At 62.1% G+C, this 17,489-nt stretch carries 11 protein-coding genes; 5 read left to right on the top strand and 6 right to left on the bottom strand.

Translation table 11 applies throughout. The features are described 5' to 3' along the window. Nucleotides 1-8 precede the first annotated feature (8 nt). The 6 genes from ACFPN2_RS22700 to ACFPN2_RS22675 form a co-directional block, all read right to left on the bottom strand. Nucleotides 9-2,435 (bottom strand): TonB-dependent receptor, encoded by a 2,427-nt coding sequence (locus tag ACFPN2_RS22700; protein WP_380600857.1) that lies wholly within the window; start codon nt 2,433-2,435, stop codon nt 9-11. A 138-nt stretch (nt 2,436-2,573) separates the two neighbouring features. Then, nucleotides 2,574-4,514 carry a DUF3604 domain-containing protein gene (locus tag ACFPN2_RS22695; RefSeq protein WP_380600855.1) on the bottom strand — a complete coding sequence of 647 codons (1,941 nt, stop codon included), beginning with the start codon at nt 4,512-4,514 and terminating at the stop codon, nt 2,574-2,576. After that, nucleotides 4,515-5,516 (bottom strand): HupE/UreJ family protein, encoded by a 1,002-nt coding sequence (locus ACFPN2_RS22690; protein ID WP_380600853.1) that lies wholly within the window; start codon nt 5,514-5,516, stop codon nt 4,515-4,517. Continuing rightward, nucleotides 5,513-6,346, bottom strand: a complete 834-nt coding sequence (locus tag ACFPN2_RS22685; RefSeq protein WP_380600851.1) for a peptidyl-prolyl cis-trans isomerase — start codon at nt 6,344-6,346, stop codon at nt 5,513-5,515. Before ACFPN2_RS22685 ends, ACFPN2_RS22690 begins: the two co-directional genes overlap by 4 nt. 4 nt (nt 6,347-6,350) lie before the next feature. Beyond that, the gene (locus ACFPN2_RS22680; protein ID WP_380600849.1) at nt 6,351-8,750 is read right to left on the bottom strand and encodes a TonB-dependent receptor; all 2,400 of its coding nucleotides are present in this window, start codon (nt 8,748-8,750) and stop codon (nt 6,351-6,353) included. Between the two features lie 108 nt (nt 8,751-8,858). Continuing rightward, nucleotides 8,859-10,229, bottom strand: a complete 1,371-nt coding sequence (locus ACFPN2_RS22675) for an MFS transporter (protein ID WP_380600847.1) — start codon at nt 10,227-10,229, stop codon at nt 8,859-8,861. Nucleotides 10,230-10,434: 205 nt separating this feature from the next. Here ACFPN2_RS22675 and ACFPN2_RS22670 point away from each other — a divergent pair, with 205 nt between their 5' ends. The 5 genes from ACFPN2_RS22670 to ACFPN2_RS22650 are packed head-to-tail and all read left to right on the top strand — an operon-like array spanning nt 10,435 to nt 17,489. Beyond that, nucleotides 10,435-11,472: a Gfo/Idh/MocA family protein gene (locus tag ACFPN2_RS22670; RefSeq protein ID WP_380600845.1), complete on the top strand. Its 1,038-nt coding sequence runs from the start codon at nt 10,435-10,437 to the stop codon at nt 11,470-11,472. Then, nucleotides 11,469-12,284: a hypothetical protein gene (locus ACFPN2_RS22665; RefSeq protein WP_380600843.1), complete on the top strand. Its 816-nt coding sequence runs from the start codon at nt 11,469-11,471 to the stop codon at nt 12,282-12,284. Before ACFPN2_RS22670 ends, ACFPN2_RS22665 begins: the two co-directional genes overlap by 4 nt. Continuing rightward, nucleotides 12,284-14,176 carry a sulfatase-like hydrolase/transferase gene (locus ACFPN2_RS22660; protein WP_380600841.1) on the top strand — a complete coding sequence of 631 codons (1,893 nt, stop codon included), beginning with the start codon at nt 12,284-12,286 and terminating at the stop codon, nt 14,174-14,176. The genes ACFPN2_RS22665 and ACFPN2_RS22660 overlap by 1 nt, the downstream gene beginning before the upstream one ends. Next, nucleotides 14,173-15,873: a glycoside hydrolase family 3 protein gene (locus tag ACFPN2_RS22655; RefSeq protein ID WP_380600839.1), complete on the top strand. Its 1,701-nt coding sequence runs from the start codon at nt 14,173-14,175 to the stop codon at nt 15,871-15,873. The genes ACFPN2_RS22660 and ACFPN2_RS22655 overlap by 4 nt, the downstream gene beginning before the upstream one ends. Next, nucleotides 15,867-17,489, top strand: coding sequence for a sulfatase family protein (locus ACFPN2_RS22650; RefSeq protein ID WP_380600837.1), 1,623 nt, complete (start codon nt 15,867-15,869; stop codon nt 17,487-17,489). Before ACFPN2_RS22655 ends, ACFPN2_RS22650 begins: the two co-directional genes overlap by 7 nt.

Genomic DNA, 17,489 nt, shown 5'->3' with positions numbered 1-17,489 from the left:
CGTCTCGATCAAAACCGATAGCTCGCGGTCACGCCGAAGTAACGATTCGCGTCCTTGTTGATGTTGGCCCACAAATCGTACGGGCTCGCGGTGGTCGCCAGAATGGTGCCGTGGTTGAGCTGCGAGTAGTAGTTCTCGTCGAACAGGTTGCGCACGAACAGCGTCACCTTGTAGCGCTCGTTGAGATCGGAGAAACCGACGCTCGCATCTACCAGCGCGTAGCTCTTCTGCACGCGCAGCGGGTCCTGCTCCAGCGCGAACTGATAGTCGTCCTGCCAATTCACATTGAGCTGCACGAAGCCCATCAGGCCCAGGCCGCCCAGCTCGTGCTCGTAACGCGGCGACAACGTGACGCGATACTCCGGCGCCACCGGCAACGCACCGTCCTTCACGTCGACGATGGGGCTCGACGTCTGCGTCACGCCGTTCACCACCTGCTGACGGCGATAACAAGTGTTGACCGGGAAGTTGTCGGTCAGGATCGGCGCGTTCGCCTGATACTGCAGCGGGCAGGTCTGACCGTCGACGCTGATGATCGCATCGAGATAAGTGACGCTCGCGGTCAGCGAGAACGAATCGGTCGGACGCAGCGTGGCTTCGACCTCCACACCCTGCGTGCGTGAGCTGCCGGCGTTCATGGTGCGGGACTGGAATACACCGGTGGTCGGATCCTGCTGAATCGACTGCACCTGCAAGTCGGTGTAGTTGGAGCGGAACACCGAGGTGTCGATGGCCAGCCAGCCGCCCGGTGCACGCCACTTGAAGCCGACTTCATAGGCGTCGACGTGCTCGGGATCCAGGCCCGTCTGAGTGGCGAAATCGGTCGACGCGTCGAGGTCGAGCGCGAACGACTTGTAGCCGCGCGTGTAGGTCGCATAGACCTGAGCGTTGCGGTCGAACTCGTAACGCAGGCCGGCCTTACCGGTCACGGCGGAGTCGTTTCGCTCGCGCGTGCCCGAGTTGGGCGTGATGCCAGGGAACAGCGCATCGCCCGCGGTGATCGGCGCATACACGGTGCCTGTGACTTTCTGTTCTTCGTACTGCGTACGCAGACCGCCCAACAGATGCAGGCCGCCGACGAGGCGATAGTCGACCTGGCCGAAGGCCGCGATGTTGTCGCTCTTGAAGTTGCCGTTGAATCCCGACGAGTCGTACGTCAGCGCCACCGTGCAAGGCTGCCCGAGCGTGCCCGAGCCGCAGCGTGCGCGACGACGATCGCCGAAGCGATCCATGTCGAGATTGGCGTAGAACAGCCCGGCCACCCAGGTCAGGTCGCCCGAGCCATTGGAGGACAGGCGCAGCTCCTGCGACAGCTGCGAATATTCGATGCCGAAGGCGTTGAAGTTCCATTGCGAGTAGGCCGAGGGGCCCACGTAGAGAACCGGATCGGAGGCGATCTGATCGGGCTCGAACTGATCGTCCTGCTGATAATGCTGATAAGCGCTGATGGACGTCAGCGTGACCGGACCGAGGTCCCAATCGGCTTGCAACGACAGCGTGCTGGTATCGCTTCTGGAATAGCTCAAGCCATCGTTGGACACCGAGCGATTGTCGGGCGATGCCACGACCGGCGAGATCAGCGTAGCCAGCGCCGGCGTGGTGATGGAAACAGGCACGCGCGAACAGCAGTCCGCGTCGGTCTTGCGATATTCCGCCGTGAGCAACAGGCTCAGGGTATCGGTCGGATCCCACAGCAACTTGCCGCGACCGCCCCAGCTTTCAAAACCATTTGTATCATCGCCCGTCGCGACATTGTCGATATGGCCGCCGACGTCGTTGTAGTAACCGCTGAAGCGAGCGCTGACGGTGTCACTGAGCGCGCCGGTCACGGTGCCCTTGATGCGATATTCGTTATCTTCCGCGCCAGTGACCTCGATGTTGCCGCCGAACTCGCTCTCGGGCCGGGCGGTGACGATGTTCACCACGCCCGCGGTGGCGTTCTTACCGAACAACGTTCCTTGCGGGCCACGCAGCACTTCGACTCGCTCGACATCGAGCAAGTCGGCGAAGCCTTGCGACGCGCGAGCCGCGACGACACCGTCGACCACCACGGACACCGCAGGCTCCACACCCTGACCGAACAAGGAAGTGCCGATACCGCGAATACGGAAGCTGCTGTTGTTCGGACCGTTACCCTGCTGATAGCTCAATGACGGAATCGCCCGCACCAGGCTCGCGCTGTCGTTGATTTGCTGGCTGGCCAGTGTTTCCGCGCTGACCGCCGTCACGGACAACGGCACATCGACCAGTCGTTCTTCGCGCTTCTGCGCGGTCACGACGATTTCCTCAAGTCCGCCGGACGCGACCTGATCGGTTGCCTGCGGCGCGGCGTCCTGGGCGAGCGCCGACGTGGAGCCCAGCAACACAGCGATTGCGCTGGAAACAGCAAACGCACGAGAGGCGTTGCCACGAATCGAAACGTGAGACTGTGACATGAATCCCCCAATACCCCTGATGCAGAGCGCCCGTTAGGTTTAGCGCTAATCCTCAATGACGGCTTTGTCCCATACACGGCGCTGGACTGTCAAGCGACGCGTATCTCGCATCGCAACCGTGAAGTCACATTCCGTGGATCAAGGCGTAAACCAGATCGGTGATGACCAGGCGCGCTCTTGAATGATCGCGGGCACATCCTTCGATAGCGGCAGCTGGTTCTTGACGGCGAGCAACGTGCTCCAGCGCGGCGTTGGGATCTCGAGGACGCGTGCGTAGTAAACAACGGGCTGCTTCGGATCGAAGGTTGGATCTTCCCAAACCGTCTCCAGCACCGCGGCACCGATACTGTTCCGATACTCACCGGTGCTCAAGTCCACGGTCGATGTAAGCGGCGTCGTACGCTGCTCGGCGTCGATCTTGCGGCCATCGGACACAGCGACGTCGAAAATCCGTTCCTTATAACTCCCGCCTTCGAGCCACACCTTGATCACTTGAATCCGATCGAGGTTCGCACCCTCGGGATCTTTGGTTGCTTGCACGAGCAGCTTCGGTGCGCGCTCACCGGCGGGCTTCGCGGGCATATCCGCGCCCATGGGAACGCCGTGGGCATACGCTTGCGCGACCCAGTCTTTGCGTTTCATCAGTTCGCGCTCGAAGTCCCAACCTCCGAACATGCGCACGCGGACGCGCGTGCCGGACGTAGCAAACGTTTCTTTCCGCTTGAGCGCGGCGAAGATCGACTCACGCGTGTTCTCGTTCGCCCACACGCCCGCCAGCCCCGCCGAGCTGCGCTCGACGTTCGACAGGCGTTGGGCCTCCTCCGCCCGCTTCGGGTCGGCGGCCACCTCGGGCAATGCCAGCGCCGATGCCGACAGCTTTTGCGGCGTCGTCGGCTGGCCGAGCGCCTTCTTCGCAAACTCGCCTCGCGGCAGCATCGTCTGCGGATCGATACCGAATTGTCCGCCGGCCGACGCCGCTTCATCGCTCGCGCTGAGTGCGTTGTGGATGTCGGACGAGCCGATGACACCATACTTGAACGGATTGGCGCCGACGCCGGATTGAATGACCAGGCCGCGTCCGAAAGCATCGCGAATGTAGCTGCCGGGCGGTGCGCTCTTCACGCCGGCGGGTCCCAGCAATCGATCCAGAACCTCGAAGTTCGCGAACTCGTCGTTCGGCGAGAGCATGGGCACTGTCTCCGATTGCCCTTTGATCTGCGCGATTTCGGTGAGCGGTTCGATACTGGCGCGGCGCATTGCGTACGCTTGATCGATGGGCCGGCCGTCGCTCATGTTCCAGTCGAACATGAGGCCGCCCGAGGCGTTGCCGTTGTGAGGAATGGCGATCACGTCCATGCCTCGTGCACGCACGCTCTCGATGTAGGTCCAGAGATCTTCGGGACGCTGCGACTGGGTGGCATCGAACGGCAGCGGCGCGCTGGTCGAGTTGAAGATCACGTTCCGATGCAGATTCTTGCCGTCCGGCAGGGCCGACCATTCATAGCCGATGAAGGTCGTGAATTTGCCCGGCGCATAGAAATCGTTCGCGGCACGCACGGTTCGCTCCCACGCATCGCGGATGCGAGCGGGATCTTTCATCTGCGGAGGGACTTCGCCGCGCCCACGTCGTGCAACGATGTACATGCGTTGCGCCAAGGGCGGGTCGGCGAGGATGCGCTTGCCTGCCTCGCTGTTTGCAAAGTCGCTCTTGGGATCGTCGAGCGCGAGCATCGTGCCAACCAGCTCGGAGTGATCGGTCACCGCCATGAAGTCCAGCGGCCACGCGCGTTTCGCCGCCACTTCTTTCTTGCCGTCAGCCCCCTGCTCTCTCGCGACCTGCGTGGCCGGAACCATCACGGTGTCGCCGCGACCGAACCTGTAAGCATCCTCGGGCAGAAGTTTCGTGCCGTAGGTCCAGGCATCGAGCGATAGCGCCGTATGCAAATGCAGCTCGCCAAAGAATGCCCGGCGCTCCGCCGGCGCAGGCTCACGAGCCGGCTCCGCTGCTGTCGCGACTCCAGCTACAGACGCAGCGACACCCGCCATCGCTGTCGTGACAAACAATATCCTTGCACTCATCTACGCCACTCCCAACAACGCCGCGCTCGTCGCAAACGTCCAATACGCTCCCGCAATGCCGACCACGTATGCGGCAAATCGCATCGTGGCGGCACGACGACCCAGATCCTGTCGCGACAGCAACGCGTTGCCGACGAGCAGTACGGTCGCAATGAAACCCAGCTGGCCGATTTCTACGCCGACATTGAACAAGGCCAGCTTGGCAACGAGGTCGCGCCCGGCGAAGCCGAGATCCGCTAGCCCGCCGGCGAATCCCATGCCGTGAAACAGACCGAAGACAAACGCGACCGCCCAGGGATAACGGCTGGTGAGGCCCGCATGCCCGCGCTGCGAACGAACGATCTCGACGCCCAGCGTGAGAATGGACAGCGCGATCAATGCCTCCACCAGCGGTCCCGGCAACGTGACCTTCGCCAGCATCGCCAACGCCAGAGTGATGCTGTGAGCCACCGTGAATGCGCTGACCGCCTTCAACAACATCCAGCGATTGCGCACGATGAGAATCAACCCGAGGACGAACAGCAGATGATCGACGCCCGCCAGGATGTGACGAATGCCCTGGTTGAGAAACACCGGCATCGTGACCTCGCGTCCTGCGGAGGACTCGATCGCAAGCTGCGGCTCTTCAGCACGCAACAGCGTCTGAGCCTTGCGACCGTCCAACCACTCGACCTGAACGAGCACATCGGTGATCGTGTATTCCAGCCCCTCGATGCTGAGTGTCGTTCCTGCCAGCGAGTCGCTGCTGCCGATGTTCCAGGTACGAACCAGAAAGCCCGCCGCGGCATATTGGTCCTCGGGCAGGCGCTCGAGCCAGCCGTTCGAGAGATGCGGGATCAAACGGACCGCCACCTCGCCCATCGTCGGCTGCTTCCATACGATGCGGTAGCGTTGGGCTTCCACCTGCTTGATCTCGAGGAACGCTGGACGAACCTCGTGCGCCTGCGCGTTCGAGAACATGCCGGTCAGCAGCAACGCACAAAGCGCGAGGAAACGCGTCATAGCTTGGTGCGAACGACCTGATATTCGCTCGCCAGCGCACTGAGCGCGGCTTGGTTGGTGCGTGCCTGGGCATCCAGAAGGAAATCCGTGCGCACTCGATCGCGCACCTCGGCCAACGTCGGCCGCGCCGCGTCTTGTCTTGCGTCCACCTTGAGCAGATGCCAGCCGTAACTCGAACGATAAGGTCCGACCCAACGCGTCGACGGCGCCGAAAACACCGCCGATGCAAATTCGCTGTTACCGAACAGACGTCGCACCTGCTCGCTCTCGTAGGTCGCGAAGTGATACAGATCGGGAAACGGATCGCCCACCTGCATCGGATCGACGCCATGCTCGAGACGAGTCAGCGCAGCCTGCGCCCGCGATCGCGCCTTCGTCTCTCCTTGCTGGAGAGAGAAATACACGTGGGTGAAGCTGGCGCGGGCCGGCGTCGTGTATCGCTCAGCATGTTTGTCGAAAAACGCGTTGAGCTCCGTCTCGCTGGGTTCCGCCGGCGCGGACAGATCCTCCAACAGGAATTGCATCTTCTGAACGATGCGACGACGCACGATCTCATCGTCGCGATCCAGCCCGAGCTCGATGCCCCGTCGAAACAGGATTTCCTCCTGGATCTCATCGTCGACCAGCTGCGCCATTTTCGTCGCATCCGGCGGTGCGCCGAACTGCATCGCATAGCGCGTTGCCAGCCTCGCCTCGCGCTCGGGCGTCACCACGATCCGCGCGTCATCCTGGCCCGCCGTGCCTCGCAATTCACTCGCGACGAACAGGACGAAACCCGCGACGACGAAATGCAAGAGCGGCTCTCGCAACCAGTGGCGTATTGCGTTCATGGTGTCAGAACGAAATACCGAAAGTGGCGCCGAAATAACGATTGGCATCCTTCGGAATGTTGCCGGTGAGCTGATTCGGCGTGAGCGTTGCCGTCGACAGCGTCGATGAGCGCGCCATGAGGGTCAGGTAGTGCTGATCGAACAGGTTCTTCACGAAGAACGTCAGCCGATACCGGTTGCTTTGATCGCGCAGTCCGATGCTCGCGTCGACGGTGGTGTAGCCGTCCTGTTCCGTGAGCGGATCCTGCTCGATCACGAAGTTCATGCGGGTCTGCGAGGTGCCGGTCAGCTGGATGAAACTATCGAGGCTCGTGCCGGGGAGTCCGAACTCATAGCGCGCCGTCAGGCTGCCGCGCCACTCCGGCGCATTCGGCAGATCGCCGCCACGCACGTTCTGCACTGGGCTCGCACCTGCGACCGATCGATAACACAAGTTGATCGGTGTCGAGCCCGTGATCACAGGCGCCGCGGCCTGATCGGAGAGCGGACAATTCAAGCCATCGATATCGACGCTCGTCGTCATGTAGGTGACGCCGCCGGTGAGCGTGAAGCCCGTGAATGGTTGCCCGGTGAACTCCAGCTCCACGCCTTCCGTGGTCGAGCTGCCCGCGTTCGTGGTGATGAAGCGCACGATGCCGAGCTCGGGGTTGCCGCGATTGGCCTGGACCTGCAGGTCCTCGTACTCGGCATGGAACAAAGCTGTATTCACCGACAGCGCGCCATCGAACAGCTGCGCCTTGAATCCCAACTCCCAGGCTTCCGCGGTCTCAGGTTCCACCGGCACCTGATCCACGAAGTCTGCCGTGAATTCTACTTCGTAGCCCGCGCCCTTGTAGCCCGTCGACCACGTCAAATAAGTCTGCGCCTGGTCGCTGAATTCATATTGCAAGCCGGCCTTGCCGGTCACGACGCTGTCATCGCTCTTGCCGCTGCCCGCCGAGGGCGTGATGCCAGGCAATGGCAGGTCTCCCGCCACCAGGCGCGTGTCGGTGCGCACGCCGTCATACGTGATCTCTTCATATTGCGCCCGTGCGCCGACCAGGCCGGACAGCTTGCCGACGATGTCGAAATCAGCCTGGCCGAACAACGCAATGTTTCTATTGCCAGTATTCGCGTGGAAGCCTGCCTGTGATCGATACAACGGTACGACGCAGGGCTGCCCGAACGCCGCGGGATTGCCGCCGGGCGCACAGCCACCGGTGCGGCGCTGGAAGCCTCGATCCAGCTCCATATCGAGGAAGTACAGTCCCGCGACATAGTTGAATGCCTGGTTGCCAGGCGAGGTCACGCGGAACTCCTGGCTGAATTGTTTGATATCGACGGTGCCGCCGTTGATGTCGAAGTAACCATTGGTCGCCGGGAAATACAGCGGCGTCGGCGTGTTCAGGCGGTCGATGGGCTGGTTGTTCTCGAGCGCGAAATCCTGGTACGCGGTCAGCGAGGTCAGCGTCACCGGCTCGAGCTCCAGATTGGCTTCCACCGACAGCGTCGCCTGTTCGGTATTGAAGTACGTAATCTCGTTCTCGGTCTCCTGGCGATTGTTGAAGCTCGCCACGACCGGTAGCAACGCCTGCTGCAACACCGGGTTCTCCACCAGAATGTATTGGCTCGAGCAGCACTTCGTATCCGCTTCGCGATAGTCAGCGGTGAATAACAGATTCAGGCGGTCCGTCGGGTCCCATTCGAACTTGCCTCGTACCCCCAGGGCCTCGGTACCATTCACGTCCTCGTTCAACGTGACATTGCGAATGTGTCCGCCGACATCGTTGTAATAGCCGGTCAGGCGCGCCCCCATCGTATCGTTCAAGGGCCCCGATACCGAGCCGCGCACCCGGTACTCCTCCTGTTCCGCGACGGTAACGTCGACATCTGCCTCGAAGTGATCGGAGGGGCGCTTGGTCACGACGTTGATCAGTCCACCGACCGAGTTCTTGCCGAACAGCGTGCCTTGCGGTCCGCGCAGGACCTCGACACGCTCGATGTCCGCGAGATCGGCGAATCCTTGCGACGAGCGCGCCAGCACGACGCCATCGACGACGACGGAAACCGACGGCTCCAAACCTTGACCGAACACGGCAGTGCCGATGCCGCGAATACGAAAGTTGGTGTTGGAAGGCTGCGCGCCTTGCGTGAAAGTCAGCGACGGCGTCACGCCAGCAAGTCCGGCGGTGTCGTTCACGTTTGCGTTGGAGAGCGTTTCCCCGGACAGCGCGGTCACGGCCAGCGGCACATCCTGCAAACGCTCGACGCGTTTTTGTGCCGTCACCACGACTTCTTCGAGTCCGCCGCCAGCAGCGGTGTCCTGCGCCAAGGCCGACGCAGACCCAAGAAACACAACTACGGCGCTGGACCAGCCACCCGTGCGCACCACGTAGTCACGAATCGAGCAATGAGACTTCGACATGACTTCCCCCTTCATAACGAACCCGCTCGACTATGTTGTCCGCTGGGTTTAGCGCTAATCTTTCGGGGCGATTTTTCCCACGGGACGCCCCTGGCTGTCAAGCGAGCATCAGAGTCCTTGGAGTTTCGCGGCCTTGTATCCGCGGATACCGATGAGCAAAGCCACCACCGAAAGCGGCGAAGCTACTGCGCAGACCAGCGCGATAGCCTCGTGCAAGCGACGCGGATCGCCGAACCAATAGTCGGTGCACAGCGCGATGATGGTCGGGCCCAGTGCCGCGCCGATGAGATTGATCGTCAGCATGTAGCCGGCGGACACCAGCGCACGCATCCGATTCGGCGTCAGCTCCTGTAATGCGGCGAGACCGCCGCCGAAGTTGAATCCGGCAAAGAAATTCATCATGCCGATGAGCACCAGGGCCGCGTGCGCCGTGGCCATCAATGGATAGGCGATGGTGATGGGAATGAGCAGGACGAAACCCAGCAACGGCGCGTAAAGATTGGCGAGCTCGACGCCGCGCTTACGCAACGTGGCAGCAAACAGGCCACCGGCCAACGTGCCACTGGTGCCGCAGAAAAATACGATCAGGCCGTACACCGCGCCGATCTGCGCGGTGGTCCAACCATACTTGCGCTCGAGAAATGCCGGAATCCACGCGGCCGAGCCGTTGCCGACCAGAATCATCAACGCGAAGCCGAGCCCGATACCGAAATAAGCCATCTTGCGTGAATTCACATGCGCAAAGAACTGCGGCAGCGGCACTTTGGCTTCCGATCCCTTGTGTTCCATGCGTCGCGGCTCACGCACCGTAAGTAACAACAGCGCGAGCAACACGCCGGGCACACCGAGCGCGAGGAACACCAGATGCCAGCCTTTCATCGTTCCCAGCAGCGGTAACGTGATCGATTCGCCCGGCGGGATCACGGTCGATAACGCGCCGCCAAGTAGCAGCGCGGCGGCACCGCCCATATAGACACCGACTTGATACACACCCATCGCGGCCGGCAGGCGTTGCGGCGGAAAGTAGTCGGCGAGCATGGAATACGCCGCGGGGCCGAGGCCGCCCTCGCCTGCGCCAACCCCGACGCGCGCAACGAACAACTGGGTGAAGTTCTTGGCGACACCGCACAGCGCGGTAGCCAGGCTCCACACAAAGACCGAGGCCGCGATGATGTTGCGGCGACTGGAACGGTCGGCGAGGCGCGCCACCGGAATACCGACGATCACATAAAACAACGTAAAACTCAGGCCATACAGCACGCTGATCGCGGTATCGGAAATCTGCAGGTCCATCTTGATCGGCTGCACCAGCAACGCGAACACCTGCCGATCGACGAACGACAGCGTGTTCGCCAGCATCAGCATGATGGCGACATACCAGGCGGTGCGCGACGGCGGCCACTGTTTTTCCGCATCCATAGCCATCGTCGGCACGCTCTCCGCAGCCGGAATCACGCGCCGGGCCAAGTTGTCAGCCATTTTGTTACATCCCCCACAGACATTCGTTCGCAAAGCACCGCCGTATCCGGCCTCGCGAGTCCTGGATGTTGGCGCACGACTTGTGCTGCTACCCCAAGACGTGCCTATGATATAGCGCTAAACCTATCCGGACGCCAGCATTGTTTTCGCGGGACACCGGACCCGGCGACAGCTTGGCGTCCAAGCACTGGAAGAGGCATCAGGGGTGAACGATACCTTTCGCATCGGCTTCATCGGGGCAGGCCCGGTCACGCAAGCCATTCATCTGCCGGCGCTGAGCACGCTCGGCGAGCGCTGGCAAATCGCCAAAGTCATGGACGTCGATGCCGATGTGGCCACGAAGGTCGCCAGCCGTTGCGCAGCGATCGCCACGACGCATGCCGCCAGCATCATCGCCGATGACGACATCGATGTGGTCGCGATCTGCAGTCCGAATGCATTTCATGCCGAACAGACGATCGCCTGCTGCAAAGCCGGCAAACGTGCGGTCCTGTGTGAAAAGCCGCTGGCAATCACGCGCGAAGAAGCGGCTGCGGTTGCTGAGGCCGCCGCCGAATCGGGAACTCGAGTCATGGTCGGCACCATGCATGCGTACGATCCGGGCTTTCGCGCCGGGCTCGCTGAGTGGACCCAGCAACGTCAGCGCGTCACGCACGTGAAGTCATCGATTTTTCTGCCGCCCAATGCCGCATTCGTCGGCCTCGCGACTGAATCGCTGACGCCCGGCGGGCCGCCGCCCGTGGCGCCCGGTCAGCCTTCGCCCGAACAACAGCGAGCCGCGTTGAAACAAACCATCCTCGGCTTGGCCATCCATCACATCCCGCTGGTGAGAACGTTCTTTCCTCAGTGCGGCAAGGTGCTCAGTGCGCGACGGCTGCCGCCGCTCGGCTATTCGTTGCTGATGCACGATGGCGAGCGCTCCGCCGAGTTGCTTGGCTTCATGCCCGGCCAGTGGCCCACTTCGTGGACCTTCGAGGTGTCCGGAGCCGGGGGCGAGCTTGCTATCGAGTTTCCGCCTTCGTATGTGCTCGCAGGATCGGGACGCGCGACTGTTCGCAACCCTGACTCGAGCCGCACCTTCGAATTCGAAATCAATGGCTATCAGGCGCAGTGGCTGCAACTTCACGAAGCGCTCTGCGCTCGCAAGCCGCTTTCGATCCCTTTGAGCAGCGCGATCGATGATTTGCTGTTCGCACTGGAGCTTGCGGATCGGGCAGCTGCGGTCATGGAGATCGAGCAATGACCCCACAACGCTCCGTGATGATGATCGGCGATGGCCCCGATGTGGCAGCTCAACGCAGTGTGCTTGCCACCCTGCCCTTGCGCTTCCGTCTCGTCAGCTCGGTCGACGTCGCCGAGGCCCTGCTCGTTTCCGGCAGCGACGCCGCGGCCGCGCAAGCACTCGAAGCACTGAACCGCAGAAGTCGTGCGCTCTTCATCGCCTCCGCCGCGCAACTCTCGCCAGCGAGAATCGATGAGCTCTGCCAGGCGGCCGGGGATCGACCGGTGATGTTTGGTATCGCATCGGCTGCGTCGCTCAGCGAAGCCGCATTGCAAATACTCGACTGCAATCAGTCCACATCGCCGTTCATCGTCGACTCGACGGGCGACGTCGGCTCCGAGAGCTTGCTTCGAACCAGCCTGCTCGAACAGTTGACCCTGCTGGAAACACTCGGAGGTCGCGTCACCGGGCTCGACCCGCTGGTCGTGCATTCCACTCACGTGATCGCGGCGGCAACCCTCGAGGGCGCCTGGCGCGGTGTGCGTTTGACAGCACGCATCGGCACGCGTGACGGCATCTCGCTTCGAACTGTCTCCCGCGCTTTCCGTCGCGAGATCCGAATCGTTCCGGCCGCTACGGCCAAGCCGGCCGACGTCGCTGTGTTCGACGCAGTCGGCCGTCGCGAGCCGCAGCCTCTGTATCAAAGCGGCTATCGCCAGTGCTGGATCGATCTGCATGGCGCTCTGGAAGGCCAGTCGATCGACGAGCGTACCGGCACTGCACGTCGCCATCTTCTGCTGCTCGATCGGTTGTTTCAGCGGAGGAGCGCCTGATGTCACTGACTCGACGTGAAGCCATCGGTGCCGCGGCCGCTGTACTCGCCAGCCTGACCGCGAGTGCGGGCACTGATGCCCCCAATCGCAAGCGACCGAATATCCTTTGGCTGGTCAGCGAAGATAACAATCCATTGCTGGGTGCCTACGGCGATAAGTTGGCACACACACCCAACATCGATGCACTCGCGCGCGACGGTGTGGTGTTTCTAAATGCGTTCTCGACCGCACCTGTTTGCGCCCCCTCGCGATTCGCGATCCTGACCGGGTGCTACGCCGAGAGCCTGGCGCCGGCCAACCACATGCGAGCCGACGCGCACCTGCCGCCGGAGTTGCGCACCTATCCGGAATATCTGCGCGCCGCCGGGTATTACTGCACCAACAATCCCAAGACCGATTACAACTGCGACGTCGATCCCGCGCACATTTGGAATGAATCGAGCGCCAAGGCGCATTGGCGCAACCGCCCGCAAGGGGCGCCGTTCATGGCCGTGTTCAATACGATGACGACCCATGAAGGCAAGCTGTTCCAGCCGACCGCGGGCCGGGTCACACCGGAGCAGGTGCGCATTCCCGCCTATCTCCCCGACACGCCCGAGGTTCGACGCGACTTCGCCAGCTATTACAACCTCATGGAAAAGATGGACGGCGAGATCGGCGCACGCCAGAAGGAGTTGGCCGATGCCGGGCTCACCGACGACACCATCGTCTTCTACTACTCCGACAACGGCGGCGCATTACCGCGTACCAAACACTACGCGTACGACCAGGGGTTTCGTTGCAGCCTGATCATCAAGGCGCCGCCGCGATGGCGACACTTGCTGCCGGCGTCGGCAGGCGGTGAAGTCAAAGAACCTGTGAGCTTCATTGACCTGGCGCCCACCGTGCTGGCGCTTGCCGATGTGCGTAAGCCTGCGCAGATGCAAGGCTCGACGCTGCTCGGTAACGACACCTTGCGCGGCCGGCGCTGGGTGTTCGGCATGCGCGATCGCATGGACGAGCGCTACGACATGATCCGCACTGTGGCGGACGGTCGCTATCGATACATTCGTAACTACATGCCGCACCGGCCGTGGGGCGTGAATCTCGGCTACTGCTGGATGATGGCATCGTTCCAAAGTTGGGAACGTGAGTTTCGCGCCGGGCGGCTCAACGCCGCGCAAGCGCGCTTCTTTCAAGAGAAAACCTTCGAGGAGTTCTACGATCTGCAAAGCGATCCCGATCAGGTCGTGAATCTGATCGAAGATCCTCAGCACCGCGCTCGCATCGGGCAGTTCCGCCAGGCGCTGGATCGCCACATGGTGACGATCAATGACAACGGGTTCATCCCCGAGGGCGGTGCAGCCGAAGGTTACGAGCGCAGCCGCGATCGCAACCTGTATCCCTTGAAGAAAGCGATGAGCCTTGCTTCGGCCGCCGCCAGGCGCGATCCACGCAAGCTGCAGCTGTTTCGTGCGCGGCTCTCCGACAGCAACGAAGTCATTCGCTACTGGGCCGCTCAGGGGCTGCTCATGCTCGGCCCGGCCGCGGCTGCCGCAAGAACTGAGTTGGAAACGACACTGCGCGCCGATCCCTCCACCGCCGTGCAAATCGTCGCGGCCGAGGCCGTCGTGAAACTCGGCAATCCCGCGCCGGCTGTGCAACGCCTCGCGGACATTCTGGGAAGCAAGCTGCCGCTGACGGCCCGATTGCAGGCAATCAACGCCTTGACCTTCATCGGTGAAGCCGCGCGCGGCGCGCTACCGCAAATCCGTGCCGCCGCTGAGGAAGACGAAATTTATATGCGCACCACCGGCCGTTATCTCGCCGCGGTGCTCGACGGTACCTACGAGCCCGGCTATCCGAGCTTCGATTACTCCTGGTTTCAACGCAAGATGGGTTTGACGAAATGAGTGCTGAGCTGACTTTTCCCACCGCTTCGACGCCGAACCCGCTGTCGATCTCGGCCGAAGCTCAAGCGTGGGTGAACCGCACTCGCGACAATCTCAGCGTCGAGCAACAGATTGCACAGCTGTTCGTGCTCTCCAGCCGTGAGGACACGGACGCGGAGATCGACGAGCTGTGCGGCGTCCAACCGGGCGGCATCCATCGCTTTCCGACCGAGAGCCTGGATCGCGCCTGGTACGCCACGCGCGAAGTGATGGCCCGCAGCGAAGTGCCGATGCTCCTGAGCGGCGATATCGAAGGGGGCACGATCAGTTATCCCTTTTGCACCCAGATTCCCAATCAGATGGGGATCGCAGCCTGCGACGACCTGGCCCTCACCGAAGCGCTGGCACGAGTCCTCGCTGTCGAGAGTCGAGCGCTCGGTTACAACTGGTCGCTGACCCCTGTCGTGGACATCAACCGCGCATTTCGTAGCGCTCTGATCGGAACCCGCTCTTACGGCTCGAACGTCGACAAGATCATCGAGCACGGCTGCACGCATGTCCGCACGTTGCAGGCACACGGCCTCGCGGCCACCGCGAAACACTGGCCCGGCGATGGGCTGGACGATCGCGATCAGCACGTCGCGACCACGGTGAACTCTCAGACGCTCGATGAATGGATGCAAACCTTCGGACGAATCTTCCGTGCGCTGATCGACCAAGGCGTCGCCAGCGTGATGTCGGCGCACATCGCGTTTCCGGCGTTCATCCGTTCCATGCTGCCGAATGCGGGACGCAGCGCCTTCGAGCCCGCTTCCGTTTCGAAGCTGCTCAACGAAGAGTTGTTACGCAATCGCCTGGGCTTCCGCGGGCTGATCGTTTCCGATTCCACCGCGATGGGCGGGCTCACGAGTTGGATGGATCGCGCCACGGCCGTACCCGCGGTCATCGAAAATGGTTGCGACGTGTTCCTGTTCAGCCGGAACGCGGCCGGCGACATGAAGCATATGCTCGACGGGTTGCGCGCTGGCCGACTCTCGGAGCGTCGCCTCAACGAAGCAGTGACGCGCGTGCTTACATTCAAGGCATCGCTCGGGCTGCACACGGCCAGCCTGGAGTCGAGACTGGCGCCGCTCGAACAGGTCCGAGCACAGTTGCAAACCGTCAGTCATCGCGCCGTGGCGCGTGAGGCGGCCGGGCGCAGCCTGACGCTCGTGAAGGACACGCAACAGCTCCTGCCCCTGGATCCGACCCGTCATCGTCGCGTCGTGATCATCAGCGATGCCGGTAGCAACTTTTTCGCCGGCGCGCCCGCGCGCAGTTTCGCCCCACTGTGCGATGAGCTGACCCGCCGGGGCTTCGAGGTTCGTGCCTTCGATCCACATGCTGTTCCGACGCGCGAGAATGCGGACCTGGTGCTGTATGTGCTCGGCCAGGAAGCCACCCCGACCGCAAGTCACATCTATATCGACTTCGCCAAGCTGCATGCCGGCGGCCGCAACGCCATGCGTCAGTTCAATCGCGAGCTGCCGACGATGCTGATCTCCTTCGGCCAGCCCTACTTTCTGTACGACGCGCCGAACTTCCAGACTTACGTGAACGGCTATTGTTCGCTCGCCGATCAGCAGATCGAGCTGGCGCGACGCCTGGTCGGCGAAGCCAGTTTCAGCGGCGTGAGTCCCGTCGATGCTTTTTGCGGACTGGAGCAATTGCGATGGTGATCCGGCTACTCGCCGTTGTCGCCATGGCGCTCTGCTCGTCAGTAGCGCTGGCCGCCAAGCCGAACATGATCTTCGTGCTGGTCGATGATCTGCGCTACGACGCCATGGGCTTCGTGACGCCAGGGTTGCAGACGCCAAACATCGATGCACTGGCCAAAAACGGCGTCTACTTTCCGAATGCAGTCGTCACCTCCTCGCTGTGCTCGCCGAGCCGGGCCACGATTCTCACCGGCATGTCGGCGCGCAATCACGGCGTGATCGATAACAACAACTCTTCAGAAGACGGGCTGGTGTTCTTTCCGAGCTATTTGCAGCGTGCAGGCTATCAAACTGCGCTCATCGGCAAGTGGCACATGGGTTTCGATACCGATGCGCCCCGCCCCGGTTTCGATAAGTGGGTGAGCTTCAAGGGCCAAGGGACTTACTTCCCCACCGAGCGCCTGAGCCCGCAGCAACTCGCCGCCGGCGAACGACAGATGCTCAACGTCGACGGCAAGCCAGTGAAACGCACCGGCTACATCACGGACGAACTGACCGACTACGCGCTTGACTGGCTGCAGAACGGCCGCGATCCCACCAAGCCGTTCTTTCTGTACCTGAGTCACAAGGCGGTGCACTCAGACGCCAAGCCGGCGGAACGGCATGCCAATCAATATGCCGACCTGCAGATCAAGCTGCCGGCGAGCATGGCGAACACGCCGGAAAACAATCTTGGCAAACCCTTGTGGGTACGCAACCAGCGTAACAGCTGGCACGGCGCCGATTTCCCCTACCACACCGATCAGTCCATCACGGAGATGGTGCGCGAGATCTACCGCGCGCTCAGTTCCGTCGATGACAGCTTGGGTCGCATTCTCACGTACCTGCGCAAGAACCGGTTAGATAAGAACACGGTCGTGGTGTTCTACAGCGACAACGGCTTCTTGATCGGCGACCACGGCCTGATCGATAAGCGCAACGCGTACGAAGGCTCGATCCGCGTGCCGATGATCGTGTCCGCGCCGGGCCTGCTGCCCAAGGGCGTGACCAATCCCGCCGTCGTTCGCAATCTCGATCTGGCGCCGATGTTTCTCGATTTCGCCGGCGTGGAGATTCCCTCGCAGATGGAAGGCAAGAGTCTGGTGCCACTGGCGCAAGGCAAGGTGGCGTCCGCCGATTGGGACGCCGGCGATTTCATTTATGAGTACTACTGGGAGTGGACGCTGCCGCAGACACCCACCACGTTCGCCATCGAGCGCAATCGGATGAAGTACATCCAGTATCACGGCGTCTGGGACACCGAGGAGCTGTACGACCTCAACCGCGATCCCGACGAGATGCACAATCTCATCGAAGAGCCGGCTCTGCTCAACACCAAGATCGAGCTGCGCAATCGCCTCTACGAGCAGCTTCCGAATCGCCAGGGCGCGCACGTCGTTCCCTACACACGCAAGACTAGCAGCGGTCTCGTCGACCGCGATCGCAACGGACCGCGCGCCGCGGACTACCCGCCCGAGTGGTACGTGACGCCGAACTTGCCGAGCAAAATGAACAATATGTTTCCTGACTCACCCGCCAAGGCCAAAGCGACCGCCGAAGGCAAAGCCTACTTCCCGCCACCGAACGCCGGACATTGA

It is taken from the genome of Steroidobacter flavus, from assembly GCF_042651805.1.
Taxonomy (GTDB): Bacteria; Pseudomonadota; Gammaproteobacteria; order Steroidobacterales; family Steroidobacteraceae; genus Steroidobacter; species Steroidobacter flavus.
This window is presented reverse-complemented; position numbering and strand designations above follow the sequence as displayed.

What these genes read in the sequence shown, in the direction of transcription:
- ACFPN2_RS22660 (WP_380600841.1), top strand. Translation starts at nt 12,284, where the DNA reads ATGTCACTGACTCGACGTGAAGCCATCGGTGCCGCGGCCGCTGTACTC.
- ACFPN2_RS22700 (WP_380600857.1), bottom strand. Translation starts at nt 2,435, where the DNA reads ATGTCACAGTCTCACGTTTCGATTCGTGGCAACGCCTCTCGTGCGTTT.
- ACFPN2_RS22695 (WP_380600855.1), bottom strand. Translation starts at nt 4,514, where the DNA reads ATGAGTGCAAGGATATTGTTTGTCACGACAGCGATGGCGGGTGTCGCT.
- ACFPN2_RS22675 (WP_380600847.1), bottom strand. Translation starts at nt 10,229, where the DNA reads ATGGCTGACAACTTGGCCCGGCGCGTGATTCCGGCTGCGGAGAGCGTG.
- ACFPN2_RS22650 (WP_380600837.1), top strand. Translation starts at nt 15,867, where the DNA reads ATGGTGATCCGGCTACTCGCCGTTGTCGCCATGGCGCTCTGCTCGTCA.
- ACFPN2_RS22665 (WP_380600843.1), top strand. Translation starts at nt 11,469, where the DNA reads ATGACCCCACAACGCTCCGTGATGATGATCGGCGATGGCCCCGATGTG.
- ACFPN2_RS22690 (WP_380600853.1), bottom strand. Translation starts at nt 5,516, where the DNA reads ATGACGCGTTTCCTCGCGCTTTGTGCGTTGCTGCTGACCGGCATGTTC.
- ACFPN2_RS22685 (WP_380600851.1), bottom strand. Translation starts at nt 6,346, where the DNA reads ATGAACGCAATACGCCACTGGTTGCGAGAGCCGCTCTTGCATTTCGTC.
- ACFPN2_RS22655 (WP_380600839.1), top strand. Translation starts at nt 14,173, where the DNA reads ATGAGTGCTGAGCTGACTTTTCCCACCGCTTCGACGCCGAACCCGCTG.
- ACFPN2_RS22680 (WP_380600849.1), bottom strand. Translation starts at nt 8,750, where the DNA reads ATGTCGAAGTCTCATTGCTCGATTCGTGACTACGTGGTGCGCACGGGT.